This window comes from Limnohabitans sp. WS1 (assembly GCF_003063265.1).
Lineage (GTDB): Bacteria > Pseudomonadota > Gammaproteobacteria > Burkholderiales > Burkholderiaceae_C > Limnohabitans_A.
On sequence record NZ_NERU01000001.1, the window covers coordinates 645,817 to 660,033 of the forward strand.

At 63.6% G+C, this 14,217-nt stretch carries 15 protein-coding genes; 12 read left to right on the forward strand and 3 right to left on the reverse strand.

Translation table 11 applies throughout. The annotated features are described in order from the left end of the window. The first annotated feature begins 7 nt into the window (after positions 1-7). From B9Z48_RS03080 to B9Z48_RS03135, 12 genes are all read left to right on the forward strand, one after another. Positions 8-637, forward strand: coding sequence for a CoxG family protein (locus B9Z48_RS03080; RefSeq protein WP_108377084.1), 630 nt, complete (start codon positions 8-10; stop codon positions 635-637). 2 nt (positions 638-639) lie between these two features. Continuing rightward, positions 640-1,623, forward strand: a complete 984-nt coding sequence (locus B9Z48_RS03085) for a MoxR family ATPase (protein WP_228769155.1) — start codon at positions 640-642, stop codon at positions 1,621-1,623. Beyond that, entirely contained in the window at positions 1,620-2,804 is a 1,185-nt protein-coding gene (locus tag B9Z48_RS03090) for a VWA domain-containing protein (RefSeq protein WP_108377085.1), read from the forward strand. The genes B9Z48_RS03085 and B9Z48_RS03090 overlap by 4 nt, the downstream gene beginning before the upstream one ends. Positions 2,805-2,828: 24 nt before the next feature. Then, positions 2,829-3,926: an XdhC family protein gene (locus B9Z48_RS03095; RefSeq protein ID WP_108377086.1), complete on the forward strand. Its 1,098-nt coding sequence runs from the start codon at positions 2,829-2,831 to the stop codon at positions 3,924-3,926. A 2-nt stretch (positions 3,927-3,928) separates the two neighbouring features. After that, complete coding sequence (locus tag B9Z48_RS03100) at positions 3,929-4,609, forward strand: NTP transferase domain-containing protein (RefSeq protein ID WP_108377087.1); 681 nt, start codon at positions 3,929-3,931, stop codon at positions 4,607-4,609. Continuing rightward, positions 4,606-5,325, forward strand: coding sequence for a TIGR02466 family protein (locus B9Z48_RS03105; protein WP_233261003.1), 720 nt, complete (start codon positions 4,606-4,608; stop codon positions 5,323-5,325). Before B9Z48_RS03100 ends, B9Z48_RS03105 begins: the two co-directional genes overlap by 4 nt. Further along, positions 5,318-6,469, forward strand: a complete 1,152-nt coding sequence (locus B9Z48_RS03110) for a hypothetical protein (RefSeq protein ID WP_146186225.1) — start codon at positions 5,318-5,320, stop codon at positions 6,467-6,469. Before B9Z48_RS03105 ends, B9Z48_RS03110 begins: the two co-directional genes overlap by 8 nt. A gap of 45 nt (positions 6,470-6,514) precedes the next feature. Beyond that, positions 6,515-7,519 (forward strand): XdhC family protein, encoded by a 1,005-nt coding sequence (locus B9Z48_RS03115; RefSeq protein ID WP_108377089.1) that lies wholly within the window; start codon positions 6,515-6,517, stop codon positions 7,517-7,519. 88 nt (positions 7,520-7,607) lie between these two features. Then, positions 7,608-7,850, forward strand: coding sequence for an AbrB/MazE/SpoVT family DNA-binding domain-containing protein (locus B9Z48_RS03120; protein WP_108377090.1), 243 nt, complete (start codon positions 7,608-7,610; stop codon positions 7,848-7,850). Continuing rightward, entirely contained in the window at positions 7,847-8,242 is a 396-nt protein-coding gene (locus B9Z48_RS03125; protein ID WP_108377091.1) for a PIN domain-containing protein, read from the forward strand. The genes B9Z48_RS03120 and B9Z48_RS03125 overlap by 4 nt, the downstream gene beginning before the upstream one ends. A gap of 197 nt (positions 8,243-8,439) precedes the next feature. Further along, positions 8,440-8,913, forward strand: coding sequence for a (2Fe-2S)-binding protein (locus B9Z48_RS03130; protein ID WP_108377092.1), 474 nt, complete (start codon positions 8,440-8,442; stop codon positions 8,911-8,913). Beyond that, positions 8,910-11,087, forward strand: coding sequence for a xanthine dehydrogenase family protein molybdopterin-binding subunit (locus tag B9Z48_RS03135; protein ID WP_108377093.1), 2,178 nt, complete (start codon positions 8,910-8,912; stop codon positions 11,085-11,087). Before B9Z48_RS03130 ends, B9Z48_RS03135 begins: the two co-directional genes overlap by 4 nt. Before the next feature lie 653 nt (positions 11,088-11,740). Here B9Z48_RS03135 and B9Z48_RS03140 read toward each other — a convergent pair. The 3 genes from B9Z48_RS03140 to B9Z48_RS03150 form a co-directional block, all read right to left on the reverse strand. Then, entirely contained in the window at positions 11,741-12,484 is a 744-nt protein-coding gene (locus tag B9Z48_RS03140; protein WP_108377094.1) for a sulfite exporter TauE/SafE family protein, read from the reverse strand. Between the two features lie 72 nt (positions 12,485-12,556). Continuing rightward, a complete protein-coding gene (gene otnI, locus B9Z48_RS03145; protein WP_108377095.1) occupies positions 12,557-13,390 on the reverse strand; it encodes a 2-oxo-tetronate isomerase in 834 nt (277 codons plus the stop codon). 57 nt (positions 13,391-13,447) lie between these two features. After that, positions 13,448-14,107, reverse strand: a complete 660-nt coding sequence (locus B9Z48_RS03150; protein ID WP_108377096.1) for an aldolase — start codon at positions 14,105-14,107, stop codon at positions 13,448-13,450. Between the last annotated feature and the right edge of the window lie 110 nt (positions 14,108-14,217).

Below are 14,217 nucleotides of genomic sequence, written 5' to 3' on the forward strand. Positions count from 1 at the left end.
AACCATCATGGAAGTCAAACTCGACAAACAATACCCGCTGGATGTGGATGCGGCACGGGCCTGGGCCCTGCTGACCGACCTGAAGGCGACTGCCAACTGCATGCCCGGTGCGGAAATCACCGAGCAGCTGTCCGAGACCTCGTTCAAGGGCGGCGTCAAGGTCAAGGTCGGCCCGGCTGTGGCCCAGTTCGGTGGTACCGTGGACGTGATCGAAGCGGTGGCCGCCGAGCGCAAGATGGTCTTGCGCGGCAAAGGTGCTGACAAGGGCGGCTCGTCCGCCTCGATGGACCTGACCGCGATCATCACCGCCGACCCGGCCAATCCGGCGCATTGCATATTGAACGGCCAAGCGGCGGTGATCGTGAACGGCAAGTTCGCGCAATTTGGCGGCCGCATGATGGTGCAGGTGTCCGACATGCTGCTGGCGCAGTTTGTCGAGAACTTCCGCCAGACAGCGCTGACCTTGCCAGCGGCCGAAGGCTCGCCAGCCGCTGCAACGGTGGCTTCGTCTACCGAGGCCGCAGCGCCAGCGGCAGCGCCTGCTGCGCCCGTGGTGGCCCGCGAGATCAACGGCCTGGCCATCTTCTGGGCTTTGCTCAAGAGCTGGTTCGGTGGTTTGGTTGGCAAGAAAGCCTGAGCATGACGACGCCAGACCTGAGCGCCACCGCTGCCACCCCCGCCGAGCAAGAGCGCTTGCTGCGTGAGCGGCTGCAGCGCTCGGGTTATCTGGCCGATGCCGACCTGGCCACCACCGTGTGGCTGGCGTCGGCTTTGCAACGCCCGCTGTTGCTCGAAGGCGATGCGGGCGTGGGCAAAACCGCCTTGGCCACCGCCTTGGCCCAATCACAAAACGCCACCTTGGTTCGCCTGCAATGCTTTGAGGGCTTGGACCTGGCACAAGCCGCTTACGAGTGGAACTACGGCCGCCAGTTGATGGCGATCCGCATGAGCGAAGCGGCCCAAAATAGCGGCAGTCATGATGGCGCTGGCCGTGTGCGCGAGTCCGACGTGTTCAGCCGCGAGTATTTGCTCGAGCGCCCTTTGCTGCGTGCCATCAGCCAGAGCGGCCCCTGCGTGCTCTTGATTGACGAGATCGACCGCGCCGACGAAGCCTTTGAAGCCTTTTTGCTCGAAGTGCTGGCCGAGTACCAGATCACCGTGCCCGAGATTGGCACCATCCGCGCCACCCACATTCCGCAGGTGATTTTGACGAGCAACGGCACGCGTGAGCTGTCAGACGCCTTGCGCCGCCGCTGCCTGTACCATTACCTCGATTACCCGACGCTGGCGCGAGAGATCGCCATCGTCAAAACCGCCTTGCCCGAGGCCGACACCCGCTTGGTGGAAGACGCGGTGCAGTTCGTGCAGCGCCTGCGCCGCGAAGACCTGGCCAAGATCCCTGGCATTGCCGAGACGCTGGACTGGGTGCGTGCGCTGTTCCAGCTGCGCCACAGCCACTTGCCCGAAGACATGTCGGCCGTGTTGGGCACCCTGGGCTGCCTGCTCAAGACCCGCGAAGACCGCTTTGTGATGGGCGCCGACCGCCTGCGCCAGCTGGTCGAAGGCCGCCGCACCGTGGGCGTGGCCGAAAACGCCAACGAACAAGCCAAAGTGGCGGCATGAGCACCTCGCCCGCCACCGCGCCCTCAGAGCGACTGGCCGGTTTTGCTGCGCTCTTGCGCGACCACGGCCTCACGGTGGGCGTGGCCGAGCAGCAGGCCATGTTGCAAGCCATGCTGTACTTTGGCCCTGTGCACGAGCGCCCTTTGCAAGCCGCTTGGCGGGCCATTGCCTGCCACAGCCAGCGCGAGTGGCAGCTGTGGGCCGATGTGTACGAGCGTTTTTGGCATCCCGAAAAACTGCGCGGCGGCGTCAAGGTCAGTGGCCAAACCCGGCCTAGCCGCAACTTGCGTCAAAGCGTGCAGGCCCTGCACGATCAGATGGACGCGGCCCAACAACCGGCCAGCCAACCCGGCAGCCCCCAAACAGCGCCCCAAACTGCGGGTGACTCGGCATCGAGCCCGCATGACGAACAAGACGCAGGCACGCCCCGCGCCCAAGGCGGTGCCAGCCGCACCGAAGCCCTGCACCAGCGCGACGGCCAGATGTGGATGCCGCAAGAACTCAGCGCCCTGCAAAATCTGGCCCGCCAGATCACGGCCAAGCTGCAACCCCGCGCCACCCGCCGCTGGCGCGTGGCCCCACGCGGGCAGCGCCTGGATTTGCGCCAAACCCTGCGTCGCAGCGTGGGCTGGGGCGGCGAGTTGCTGCAGCCGGCCTGGAAAGTCAAACGCGTGGAGCCGCCGCGCCTGTTCATCCTGGCCGATGTGAGCCGCTCGATGGAATCACACGCCGCCTTGTTTTTGCGCGTAGCCCGTGCTTTTGCGCTGGAGGCAGATGCCCGGGTGTTTGTGTTTCACACCCGACTGGCCGAGGTCACGCCCTACATGCAGCGCGACACCCCCGCCATTCAGGAAAAAGTGAACGCCGTGACGGCTGGTTTTGGCGGCGGCACCCGCATTGCCGCCAGCTTGCAAGACTTTGCCCGGCACCACGCCCGCGCCCAGCTCAACCGGGGTGCCCGTGTGTGGGTGTTCTCGGACGGCTTTGACACCGATGGGCCTGAATTTTTGAGCGCAGCGCTGCAGGAGGTGCGTGCACGCGGTGCCCGCATCACCTGGTTCCACCCCACGCGCCAGGTGCCTGCGGCCGGGGCCTTGCAGCGAGCGCGTGCCATGATTGACCGCTTTGTGCCGCTGGCCAGCCTGGCCGATCTGGCGGCAGCCCGGCATGTGCTGCACTGACATTAGACATTCAAGGAGAACGCCATGAACCGCAACGAATGGATCACCCAAGCTGCCCGCCTGCAAAGCGCGGACCAGCCTTTTGCCTTGGTCACGGTCTTGAGCGCCCAAGCCCCCACCTCGGGCAAAGCGGGCGACAAAGCGGTCGTCACGCCCGACGGTCAAATCCACGGCTGGATCGGCGGCGGCTGCGCCCAACCGGCGGTCATCAAGACCGTGCGCCGTGCTTTGCTCGACGGCCAGCCGCGCAAGATCCGCATTGCCCCCTCCGACGAAAGTGCCGAGCGCGATCTGGGCGATGTGCTCGAATTTGGCATGGCCTGCCACTCGGGCGGCACACTCGAATTGTTCATCGACCCGGTCATGCCCTCGGCCATGTTGACCGTGGTGGGCAACTCGCCCGTGGCGCGTGCTTTGGTGGGCCTGGCCCCCCGCGTGGGTTTGCGCGTGGCGGTGGTGGCACAGGGCGCACAGGCCGCTGATTTTCCCGATGCCGACACGGTGCTGAACAGTGACGATGCCGCTGGCGTGAGCGCCCGGCTGTCGTCACCCTTTGTGGTGGTGGCCACACAAGGCCGCCGCGACCTGCAAGGCCTCAAAGCCGCGCTGGCCCTGCAGCCGCAAGGCCTGTGGTTTGTGGCCAGCGCCCGCAAAGCGGCGGTGTTGCTCGACACGCTGGTGACCAGCGGCGAAGACCCGGCCGCTGTGGCCCGCATCGTGGCCCCAGCGGGTGAATTCATCGGTGCGCAAACCCCCGAAGAAATCGCCTTGTCGGTGCTGACTTCGGTGGTGGCAGCTCGGCGTGGGCGTGAATCCTCAGCGCCTGCGTCTCAGGCTGCTTTGACAGCGTCCATGGCTGCTTCAGCGCTTACACCATCTGCTACAGCGGCTGCTGGGTCGTCGTCTTGCTGCTCAACCACTGCGGCCACCGAGCCCAAGGAGGCCGTCAAGTCCAAGGCCCTTGCGCCGGTGGCGGCCAGCGCTTGCTGCGGTGGGTCCAAACAGGCCGCAGGCCAAGCCGCTGACACGGCGACCGATGCTGTCCCGAGCCGGACCGTCGAGCCTGCATTGGCCCTGGCGGCTGTGCCAGTATCGGTCAAATCTTCTTGCTGCGGAGGCTGAACATGGGTTGCATTCTCAAAGGGGGCGGGGGCTTGTACAGCCGCGTGGCGGTGGGCGCGGTGCTGCTGGCTGCGGGTTCGGGCTCGCGCATGGGGCATCGCCCCAAAAGTTTGCTCGAATTGGGTGGCGTGCCCCTCATTCGCCGCCAGCTGATCGCATTGTCGGGCGCGGGCATGGACGAGGTGGTGGTGGTGTTGGGCCATTACGCGGATCGCATCGAAGAGGCTGTTAAGGAATTTCCGGTGACGCTGGTGCGCAACCCCGACCCGGACGCCGGGCAGATTTCATCGCTGCGGCTGGGCTTGCAGGCGCTGTCGCCCAAGCTGGACGCGGTGCTGGTGGCGCTGGCCGACCAGCCGCTGATCAACTCGCAAGACATCAACGATCTGATTGGGGCTTACAAAAAGCGCCCAACAGGCACGCAAGTCGTGCAGCCCACGGTCGATGGCTTGCCGGGCAACCCGGTCATGTTCAGCACCGAGGTGCGCGAGCAAATTTTGGCGGGCGCAGCCAACGTGGGTTGCCGCCAATGGCAGACGGCCCACCCCGAGCAAGTGCACCACTGGGCGTGCAGCAACAACCGCTACCGCACCGATGTGGACACACCCGAAGACATTGCCGCGCTGGCGGCACGCACCGGCCACCAGCTCAAGTGGCCAGCTGATTTGATGGTCACCGCTTGAAACCGGCAGGCACCGCCATGATCCAGCCCGACCCGCTCCACACGCTGTGGCACACGCCCATCGGCGTGCACCGGTTTGCGCAAGCCGAGGCCGTCAACGAGGTGCTGGTGCGCGTTTTTCAGACCATGCGGGCCACCGACCCCATCGTGTCGGGTGAGCCCAAAGCCTTTTACGCCAGCCGTGACGATTTGCTGCAACGCATCCGCCTGTCGGAATGGGAACAGCTGGTGCGCTTCATCGTGGACAGCGTGCGCCAGACCGTGGTGCTGGCCAACCAGGGTGCCTGGCCCGAGGCCAAGCCCGGCTTTCAGATCGCGCTGCGCGGCATCTGGTTCCAAATCTCCAGCCAGGGCAGCCACCACGATGTGCACACGCACGGCAACTGTTCGTGGTCGGGCGTGTATTGCCTGCAGGTCGACCCGCCCGAGCAGCGCTGCCAGCACCCAGTGCTGGGCGCGGCCAATGGCGTGACGCGTTTTTATGGTCCCCACTTCAACCGCCTGGGCGGCGCGGCCATGGATTTTGGCAACGCTTATTTGCAAAACGCCCACCTCGACATCGAACCGGTGCCGGGCCAGTTGGTGGTGTTTCCGTCGTGGCTGGCGCACCAGGCCATGCCCTACCACGGCACGGCTGACCGGGTGATCGTGTCCTTCAATGTGAGCGTGCACGCGGCCGGGGGGTCGGACCAATTGCATGGGTATGCGCATGTCTGAGCGCCATCGCCCCGTGGCAACTGGTCAGCCTGGTTTGGTCCCGGTGTCTGTTCATGCGCTGGTCCATGCCGGTGAGGTGGCGCAATGGACGGTGGTTTTGCTCGCTTGGCTTTGGCTGGGTGAGCAAGGCATGCGACTGGGGTGGTCATGGGCCAGTGGCGTTTTGGCGGTGGTGCTGTGGTGGGCCGCGCGACTGCTCAGCCGTGGCCGTGTCTGGACCTTGCAGGCGACCCCAGCCTTGATGGGTTTGCTGGGATTGCTGACGGCCTGGGGCGTGTGGTGGCCTGACTTGTTGTCGGGACACAGTGCGGCCCATGCGGCCTTGCTGGCGGTGGCGGTGCTGTGGGGGGTGTGGTGTGGCTTGATCGAGACCCGCAGCCAGTCCAGCACCTTCACTTTGGGCCGTCTGGCATGGCACCCCTTGGTGGCGGCCGGGTTGACTTACTTGGCCTGGCGCATGCCGGGCAGCCTGCTGCTGTCCCCTTTGGGCGCGAGTGTGTTGCTGGCCCTGTGTGCGGCCGTGTTGCATGCGCGAGACCGCCTTGGTGCTTGGCAAGCTGGCGTGTGCAGGGGGGTGCAGGCCAGTTTGCCGCAGGTGCTGCCAGCTTCGGCGATGGGGCTGATGATGGGCAGTCTGTGGCTGGGCAACGCATGGTGTGCGGGTTTGAACCTGTCACTGGCGTGGATGGCCACCTCGCATTTGGTGTTGATGGCGGGTTTGCCCGCCTTGGTGGCGGGGGTCATGCGGTGGTGGATGCCCGTTGGCCATGCCCTGGCGCATGAACGCCTGAGTTTCATCAGCCTGGGTTTTCTGATCATGGGCCCCTTGATGCTGCTGGGCGACAGTGTGGTGCATGGGGTGTTGGCCATGCTGCTGCCCTCCTTGGCTTGGGCTGTGCATCTGGGGCGTCACCGCATGCCGGTGGGGTCTGCTGTGCGGTGGCCACCGGGTGTGCAGCGTGGTTTGGCACTTTTGCTCGGGCCAGGCTTGCTGGCCTGGGTGGGGTTTCTCAGTCCTTGGCAAGGCCCGCTGGCCGTGCAGTCGGCCTTTGCCTTGTTGGGGGTGTTGGCGGCGGTGCAAATTTTGCATGGTTTGCGGCGCTGGGCCGTGCCCCCTTCGGCGGGCTTGCCTCGTCCATTTTGACGGGGCAGGGAACCCCATTTTTTGCACAATAAAACGGAGACAAACATGAACAGCATCGACATTGACGTCATCCGCACCGCCCTCGACTGGCAAAGCCGGGGCCACCGCGTGGTCATGGGCACGGTGGTGCGCACCTGGGGTTCGGCCCCACGGCCCCCTGGCTCGCTCATGATCATCCGTGACGACGGCCAGGTGGCCGGATCGGTGTCCGGTGGCTGCATTGAAGACGATCTGATCCGCCGCGTGGCCGCTGGCGAGCTGGCCCTGCGCCTGCCCGACACCACCACTTATGGCCAAACCGCCGAAGAGGTGCGCCGCTTTGGCCTGCCCTGCGGCGGCTCGGTGCAGGTGGTGTTGGAGCCACTGTCGGCCCAGTCGCAGCTGCGCGAATTGCTGGTGCTGATCGAGCAACACCAGCGCGTGGAGCGCCGCATGGACATGGCCACCGGCATGGTGCGCATGAGTGCGGCCACCGAAGGCGACAAGTTGCAGTTTGACGGCCAAAGCCTGACCACGGTGCACGGCCCACGCCTGCGCTTGCTCATCATTGGTGGTGGTCAGTTGTCACGCTATCTGGCCGCCATGGCCGTGATGCTGGACTACCAGGTCACGGTGTGCGAGCCGCGCGTCGAATACCACGAAGGCTGGGAAGCCATGAGCGGTGTGACTTTGTCCAAAGAGATGCCCGACGACCTGGTGCTGGCCATGCGCCTGGACCACAACAGCGCGGTGGTGGCCGTCACGCACGACCCCAAACTCGATGACCTGGCCTTGATGGAAGCACTGCGCACCCCCGCGTTTTATGTGGGCGCATTGGGTTCGCTGCACAACAACGCGCAGCGCCGCAAACGCTTGCTCGACTTTGATGTGAGCGAAGAAGAGGTGCGCCAACTGCACGGCCCCGTGGGCCTGAACCTGGGCGCATTGACGCCCCCCGAAATTGCGCTGAGCATCGTGGCCGAAATGACCGCCTTGCGCCGAGGCACGGATTTGAGCCAGGCGCTCAGCAATTGGTCAGGCTCGAAGACGGTGTGTGGCTTGGTGAATTGAGGCGGTGCAAGACCCCTTGGGGGGCCTTGGTCTATCGCTTGAATGGCTCACGCGCCTTACAATCAAGTAAGGATTGAGGAGTTAGCGCATGACAACTGCCACTGTGACCGGTAAAGGTCAAATCACCATCCCGGCCCAGATCCGTGCGGCCTTGCATGTCGGCACTGGGGATCGGGTTGAATTTGTGGAGATCGAACCTGGTCGGTATGAATTCATGGCCGCAACACGGTCCTTGAGTGAACTCAAGGGCATGTTCAAAAAGCCCAGCAAACCCGTCTCCATACAAGACATGAATGCCGCCATTGCCGCACGAGGAGCCTCTGCCAAATGATGGGGCTCGACACCAATGTGCTGGTGCGCTACATCATGCAAGACGATGCCAAACAGTCGGCACAAGCCGTTCGTTTACTGGATGCCCTGAGTGTGGACAAGCCGGGCTTTGTCACGCTGGTGTCGATCGTTGAATTGGTTTGGGTGCTGTCGTCTTGCTACGAGTTGAGCCGTGCGCAATTGGTGACTGCGCTGGAAGCCCTGCTCAGAACCAAAGAATTGGTGATTGAAAACGCCGAAGTGGTCTGGCGTGCGGTGCGCCTTTTTCGGGATTCATCGGGTGATTTTGCCGACTGCTTGGTTGAAAGATCAGCCGCTGCTGCGGGCTGCACCCAAACCATGACTTTTGATCGCGGCGCAGTCAAAAACTGTGGCATGGTCTTGGTGCCCTGAGCCCAATGAGGGCCAGTGATCTTGGCCTGAATCCACCCAGCCACACCACCCCTCAGGGTTTGCCCGAGATTGAGCCTTGGGCGACACGCTGGTCACAGCGCTCGATTTAACTTCATGAGTTAACGGTGCAGGCGCAAGGCGTTGGGTTTTGTGCTGCCTCAGGCAAGCTGCATCAAAAGACACTTTTGGAGAGACACATGGTTCGAATGAAAGTCAATGGCGAGGCCGTCTCGGTCGATGCCAAGCCGGAGACCCCTTTGCTGTGGGTCATCCGCGAAAAGCTCAACCTCACGGGCACCAAGTTCGGCTGCGGCATTGCGCAGTGCGGCGCCTGCACGGTGCACCTGAACGGTCAGCCGGTGCGTTCATGCTCGCTGCCCGTGTCGGCGGCTGAGGGCAAAGACATCACCACCGTCGAAGGCCTGATGAAGACCCCCACCGGTCAAGCTTTGCAAGCCGGTTGGGTCAAAGCCCAAGCGCCGCAATGCGGCTACTGCCAGTCGGGTCAGCTCATGACCGCTGCCAAGGTGATCAGCATGGTCAAAAAGAACCTCAGCCGCACCGAGATTTTGGAAGCCATGAGCGGCAACATCTGCCGCTGCGGCACCTACAACCAGATCGCCAGCGCGGTCTCGCACGCCCAGAAAACCCTCCAAGGAGGCAAGGCATGAAAACCATGAACACCCCACTGACACCCAGCGTCTCTCGCCGCTCCTTCATCCTCGGCTCAGGCGGTTTGGCCCTGGGCCTGTCTTTTGGCCTCACACAAACCGAGCTGGCGCTGGCCCAAGCCCCCAGCGCGGGTGGCTTTGGCCCCAACAGCTGGATCAACATCGGCCTGGACGGCGTGGTGACCTTGATGTCGCCCGCCTCCGAAATGGGCCAAGGCACCATGACCGCCATGCCCATGCTGTTGGCCGAAGAGATGGACCTGGACTGGAGCCAGGTGCGCGTGGTGCAGTCGCCCAGCGACCCCAAGCGCTTTGGCAACCCCAAGTTTGGCGGCGGCATGACCACGGGCGCGTCGCGCACGGTGCAAGGCTATTACGAGCCGCTGCGCCTGGCCGGTGCCCAGGCCCGTCTGGTCATGGTCAACGCGGCAGCCCAGGCCATGGGTGTGCCCGCTGCCGAGCTGCGCACCGAAGCCAGCCGCGTGATCCACAGCGGTGGCCGTGCCATGACCTATGCCGACATCGCTAAAGTGGCCACGGTTCCAGCCGAGCTGCCCAAGGTGGACAAGAGCATGCTCAAGCCCATGGCGCAGTTCCGCCTGATTGGCAAAGACATTCCCCGCGTCGACGTGCCCGCCAAGTCGAGCGGCCAGGCCCTGTACGGCATTGACCAGCGTTTGCCCGGCATGCTGTGGGCCTCGGTGCTGCGTGCCCCGGTGCAAGGCGAAGTGCCCGAGAGCGTGGACGACAGCGCTGCCCGCGCGGTGGCTGGCGTGAAGAACGTGGTGCGTTTGCCTTATGGCGTGGCTGTGGTGGCCGATTCGTTTTACACGGCCAAAATCGCACGCGACCAGCTCAAAGTGGTCTGGAGCCGCAACTCCAAGGCACGCGTGCAGTACACCGACCAAATGCGTGTGGAATACACCAAGCGTGCGGAAGACCTGAACGACAAAGGCGTGGCCTTCATCGCACACGGCGACGCAGCGGCCAAGTTGGCAGGTGCCAGCAAAACCTTCAGCGCCACCTACACCAGCGAGATGGTGAGCCACATCTGCCTGGAGCCCATGAACTGCACAGCGCGTGTGGACGGCGACAAGATCGAAGTCTGGGCACCCGCCCAATCGGCCTCGTTTGTCACCGGCACGGTGGGGGGCGCGGGTGGCTTCAAGCCCGAAAACATCAAGGTCAACATCACCTTGCTCGGCGGTGGTTTTGGTCGCCGGGTGGAGGCCGATTACTCGGCCGATGCGGCTTTGGTGGCCAAGGCCATGCCGGGCACGCCGATCCAGGTCATCTGGACGCGCGAAGACGACATGACACACGACAAGTACCGCCCCATGACCGGCCAGCATTTGGTGGCCGGTGTGGACGCGCAGGGCAAGTTGGTGGGCTTGTTGCACCGCGTGGTGTCCGAAGGCGTGTACGCCCGCGTCGTGCCGCCAGCATTCAAGGCTGCAGGCGGCAAAGACGCGCCTGTGATGGAAGGCACCGAAATCACTTACGACATTCCCGACCACAGCGTGCAGTTCATGATCGAAGAGCGCGGCATCCAGGCTGGGTTCTGGCGTGCGGTGGGTCCGGGCTACACCAAGTTCGCCATCGAGACCCTGATCGACGAAGTGGCGCGTGGCGTGAAAGCCGACCCACTCGACTACCGCCTGGACTTGCTCAAGAAAAACCCGCGTGGTCAGGCTGTGCTCAAAGCGGTGGCCGACATGTCGCAGTGGGGCAAAGCCAAGCTGCCCAAAGGCCACGCACTGGGCCTGGCGTTCTCTGACGCCTGGAACACCTTCTGCGGCATGGTGGTGCAAGTCTCCATCGTCAACGGCCGTCCCAAGGTGCACAAGGTCTGGTCGGCGGTGGATTGCGGTCACGCTTTGCAACCGCAAAACGTGCAGGCGCAAATTGAAGGCTCGGTGATCTTTGGCTTGTCTGCCGCCTTGCATGAGCACATGGACTTCCGGGCCGGTGAGCCCCAGCAAACCAACCTGAACAAGTACCAAGTGCTGCGTGCCAACGAAGCGCCCGAAGTGTTTGTGAAGGTGATGCCCACCGACAACCACCCCGGCGGCATTGGCGAAGTGGGCCTGCCTCCCTTGGCCCCGGCCATTGCCAACGCGATCGCATCGATCAACGGCAAGCGCTTGCGTGCTTTGCCTTTGCCGATGGTGTGATCTGAAAAGGGCTTATAAAAGCCAAAGCCCACGAGACGCCCTTGCATGGTATTTCGTGGGCTTTTTTGTGGGCTTTTTGTAGGCTTTTTGTGGGAGCGACGCCCCCGTCGCGAAAACCCTCGCAGACCACTACCCATCCCCCCGAGGGCGGGGCTCCTACAAAATGCAGGGTATCCCCTGTAGGAGCGACGCCCCCGTCGCGATCAAGCCTCGCAGACCACGGCCCATCGCCCCGAGGGCGGGGCTCCTACAAAATGCAGGGCATCCCCTGTAGGAGCGACGCCCCCGTCGCGAAAACCCTTGCAGACCACCAAGAATCGCCCCGAGGGCGGGGCTCCTACAAAATGCAGGGCATCCCCTGTAGGAGCGACGCCCCCGTCGCGATCAAGCCTCGCAGACCACCAAGAATCGCCCCGAGGGCGGGGCTCCTACAAAATGCAGGGTATCTCCTGTAGGAGCGACGCCCCCGTCGCGATCAAGCCTCGCAGACCACCACCCATCGCCCCGAGGGCGGGGCTCCTACAAAATGCAGGGCATCCCCTGTAGGAGCGACGCCCTCGTCGCGAAAAGCCTCGCAGACCACCACCCATCGCCCCGAGGGCGGGGCCCCCACAATGACAGCCTTCTCAAGGCCTCATCCACAGCGGTGGGCATCAAGCCCAAATCACGTCCACGATCAGCTTGACAGAAATCGCGAGCAAGCCCACTTGCACCCATTTGAAGAACCATTCATCGGCGATTTTGCGTGTGAGGTAAGCGCCCGCCACGGTGCCCACCAAGGCAAACGGAATCAGCACCAAGGCCCCCATCAGTTCGTTCGTGCCATAGGGCTGTAGCGCGTGATAAGGCCCCAGCTTGGCCAAGTTGATGAAGGCAAAAAACAAAGTCGAGGTGCCCGCAAACACCAGCTTGGGCAGTTTTTGGGGCAAGAGGTAGACCTGAAACGGTGGGCCACCTGCATGCGAGATGAAGCTGGTGAAACCCGACAAACTGCCCCACAGCAGGCCTTGACCCCAGCTGGCAGGTTGGGGTGCTTGCGCTGCATGTCGCTTGCGCCAGGCGTTGAACACAAAGCCCACGCCCATGAGGCCGATCATCATTTTCACGGCCGTGTCGGACACCACCGATGCCGTCAGCCAGCCCACCAGCACACCGCCCACGCCTGCGGGTATGAGGATTTTCAGGTTGATGGCGCTGAAGTTTTTGCGGTAAAGCCACAAGCCCACCAGGTCCGAGATGATGTAAATCGGCAGCAGCATCACCACCGCTTTGACCGGAGACATGAACAGCGAAAGAATGGGCACAGACAGCATGCCCACCGTGGGCAAGCCGCCTTTGGACAGGCCGACCATGGCCGCTGCCAGCCCTGCCCAGATCAGGTAATTTGCATCGGCCATGTCACATCGGGCGCTGCTCAGTGCCGGGCGCTGATCTCACCCCTGATCGCACGCATGATCGCATCGGCGTGCTCACAGATAGGCACGCGCCCAGCCCAAACCGCGTGAAGTCCCACCCGCTGACGCATCGGCCGGGTTGTACTCGCACCCGATCCAGCCGTCCCAGCCACATTCGCCGCTCACACGGTCGATCACTTGGAAGATGTGTGTCCAGTTCACCTCACCGGTGCCCGGCTCGTGGCGATGCGGCACTTCGGCAATCTGAAAATGCCCCACCCGGCCCGTGGGCAGGTACTGCGCGATCTTGGCGCTCAAATCGCCCTCGACGATTTGGCAATGGAACAGGTCCATCTGCACCTTGACATTGTCTGCGCCCACCGCACGCACGATGCGGTGCGCATGGTCTTGGCGGTTGAGGTGAAAGCCCGGCACGCTGCGGGTGTTGATCGGCTCGATCAGCACATCGCGCCCAGCCTTGGCGGCTTCGACGGCGGCCCATTGCAAATTGCTGATCAGCGTGGCGTCAGCCGCTTCGGCTTCTGCGCCTGATGCACGCAAGCCGACCATGGCGTGGATGCGCGGGCAGTTCAGCGCTTCGGCATAGACCAGTGCTTGTGCAAAGCCGGTGCGAAACTCCGCCTCGCGTCCGGGCACGCTGGCCGTGCCGCGTTGGCCCGTCTCCCAGGCCTTGGTAAAGCTGTCGGTATCGGTGCCGCCAGGGGGGCCGTTGAACAGCACCTGCTGCAAGCCGTTGGCCTTCAAGCGGGCAGCCAGTTCGTTGGCGGCAAAGGCATAAGGAAACAAATACTCCACGGCCTTGAAGCCGTCTTTGGCAGCCGCTTCAAAGCGGTCCAGAAACGGCAGGTCGGGGTACATCATGGAGAGGTTGGCGGCAAAACGGGGCATGGGTTTCTTTCAGTGGTCAGAGAAGATCTTCGCGGCGAGGGCGCCGTTCCTGCAGGGTTACCAACGGGCACCAAAGATTTGGCGCAGTTCGTCCAGATCGTTGGCGTGCAGGGCTTGAGTGTGGGGTTGCAGCAGCATGAGCCGCGCAGTTTCTTCCAGCTCTTCGAGCGTGGCCATGGCCGCTGCAGGCGAGTCGTGCCACACATTGGGCCCCAGACGCGCCAGCATCACAGCACGGATCGGCGCACCTTGGGCGGCGTGGTGGCGGATCAGGTCGGACACTTCTTGCGCCGCATCCGGGCTGCCCGGGCGGTGGTAGCGCAGCAATGGCACATGGCCCACCTTCATCACAAAATAAGGGGTGATGGGGGGCAGCAATTCGGGTCCGGTGCTGTTCAGGCTGAGGGCCACGCAGTGCGTGCTGTGGGTGTGGATCACGCAGCGGGTATGGGCATCGGTCTCGCAAGCAGCGGCGTAAATTTGGCGGTGCACGGCGATGGTTTTGCTGCCTTTGTCGCCACTGACTTGATGGCCTTGCCCATCGAGCTTGGCCAAGCGTGCCGGGTCCAGAAAACCCAGGCACGCATCGGTGGGGGTGATGAGAAAGCCGTCATCCAGACGCACGCTGATGTTGCCTGCAGAGGCGTGCACATAGCCCCGCTCAAACAAGCTGCGGCCCACGCGGCAGATCTCTTCGCGGGCTTGGGATTCATTCATGCAGGGTCTCCGAAATTCGTGGGGTTTCCAAGTGCAGTGGCCGCCTTGTCGGGGCTGAAGCCACCGACCTACGGGGTATGCGGCAGGTCGGCGGCTTCAGCCCCGACATG

Excerpts from the sequence above, each read along its gene's own strand:
- B9Z48_RS03125 (WP_108377091.1), top strand. The coding sequence starts at position 7,847 with ATGATGGGGCTCGACACCAATGTGCTGGTGCGCTACATCATGCAAGAC.
- B9Z48_RS03095 (WP_108377086.1), top strand. The coding sequence starts at position 2,829 with ATGAACCGCAACGAATGGATCACCCAAGCTGCCCGCCTGCAAAGCGCG.
- B9Z48_RS03150 (WP_108377096.1), bottom strand. The coding sequence starts at position 14,107 with ATGAATGAATCCCAAGCCCGCGAAGAGATCTGCCGCGTGGGCCGCAGC.
- B9Z48_RS03090 (WP_108377085.1), top strand. The coding sequence starts at position 1,620 with ATGAGCACCTCGCCCGCCACCGCGCCCTCAGAGCGACTGGCCGGTTTT.
- otnI (WP_108377095.1), bottom strand. The coding sequence starts at position 13,390 with ATGCCCCGTTTTGCCGCCAACCTCTCCATGATGTACCCCGACCTGCCG.
- B9Z48_RS03085 (WP_228769155.1), top strand. The coding sequence starts at position 640 with ATGACGACGCCAGACCTGAGCGCCACCGCTGCCACCCCCGCCGAGCAA.
- B9Z48_RS03135 (WP_108377093.1), top strand. The coding sequence starts at position 8,910 with ATGAAAACCATGAACACCCCACTGACACCCAGCGTCTCTCGCCGCTCC.
- B9Z48_RS03115 (WP_108377089.1), top strand. The coding sequence starts at position 6,515 with ATGAACAGCATCGACATTGACGTCATCCGCACCGCCCTCGACTGGCAA.
- B9Z48_RS03100 (WP_108377087.1), top strand. The coding sequence starts at position 3,929 with ATGGGTTGCATTCTCAAAGGGGGCGGGGGCTTGTACAGCCGCGTGGCG.
- B9Z48_RS03120 (WP_108377090.1), top strand. The coding sequence starts at position 7,608 with ATGACAACTGCCACTGTGACCGGTAAAGGTCAAATCACCATCCCGGCC.
- B9Z48_RS03080 (WP_108377084.1), top strand. The coding sequence starts at position 8 with ATGGAAGTCAAACTCGACAAACAATACCCGCTGGATGTGGATGCGGCA.
- B9Z48_RS03140 (WP_108377094.1), bottom strand. The coding sequence starts at position 12,484 with ATGGCCGATGCAAATTACCTGATCTGGGCAGGGCTGGCAGCGGCCATG.
- B9Z48_RS03110 (WP_146186225.1), top strand. The coding sequence starts at position 5,318 with ATGTCTGAGCGCCATCGCCCCGTGGCAACTGGTCAGCCTGGTTTGGTC.
- B9Z48_RS03130 (WP_108377092.1), top strand. The coding sequence starts at position 8,440 with ATGGTTCGAATGAAAGTCAATGGCGAGGCCGTCTCGGTCGATGCCAAG.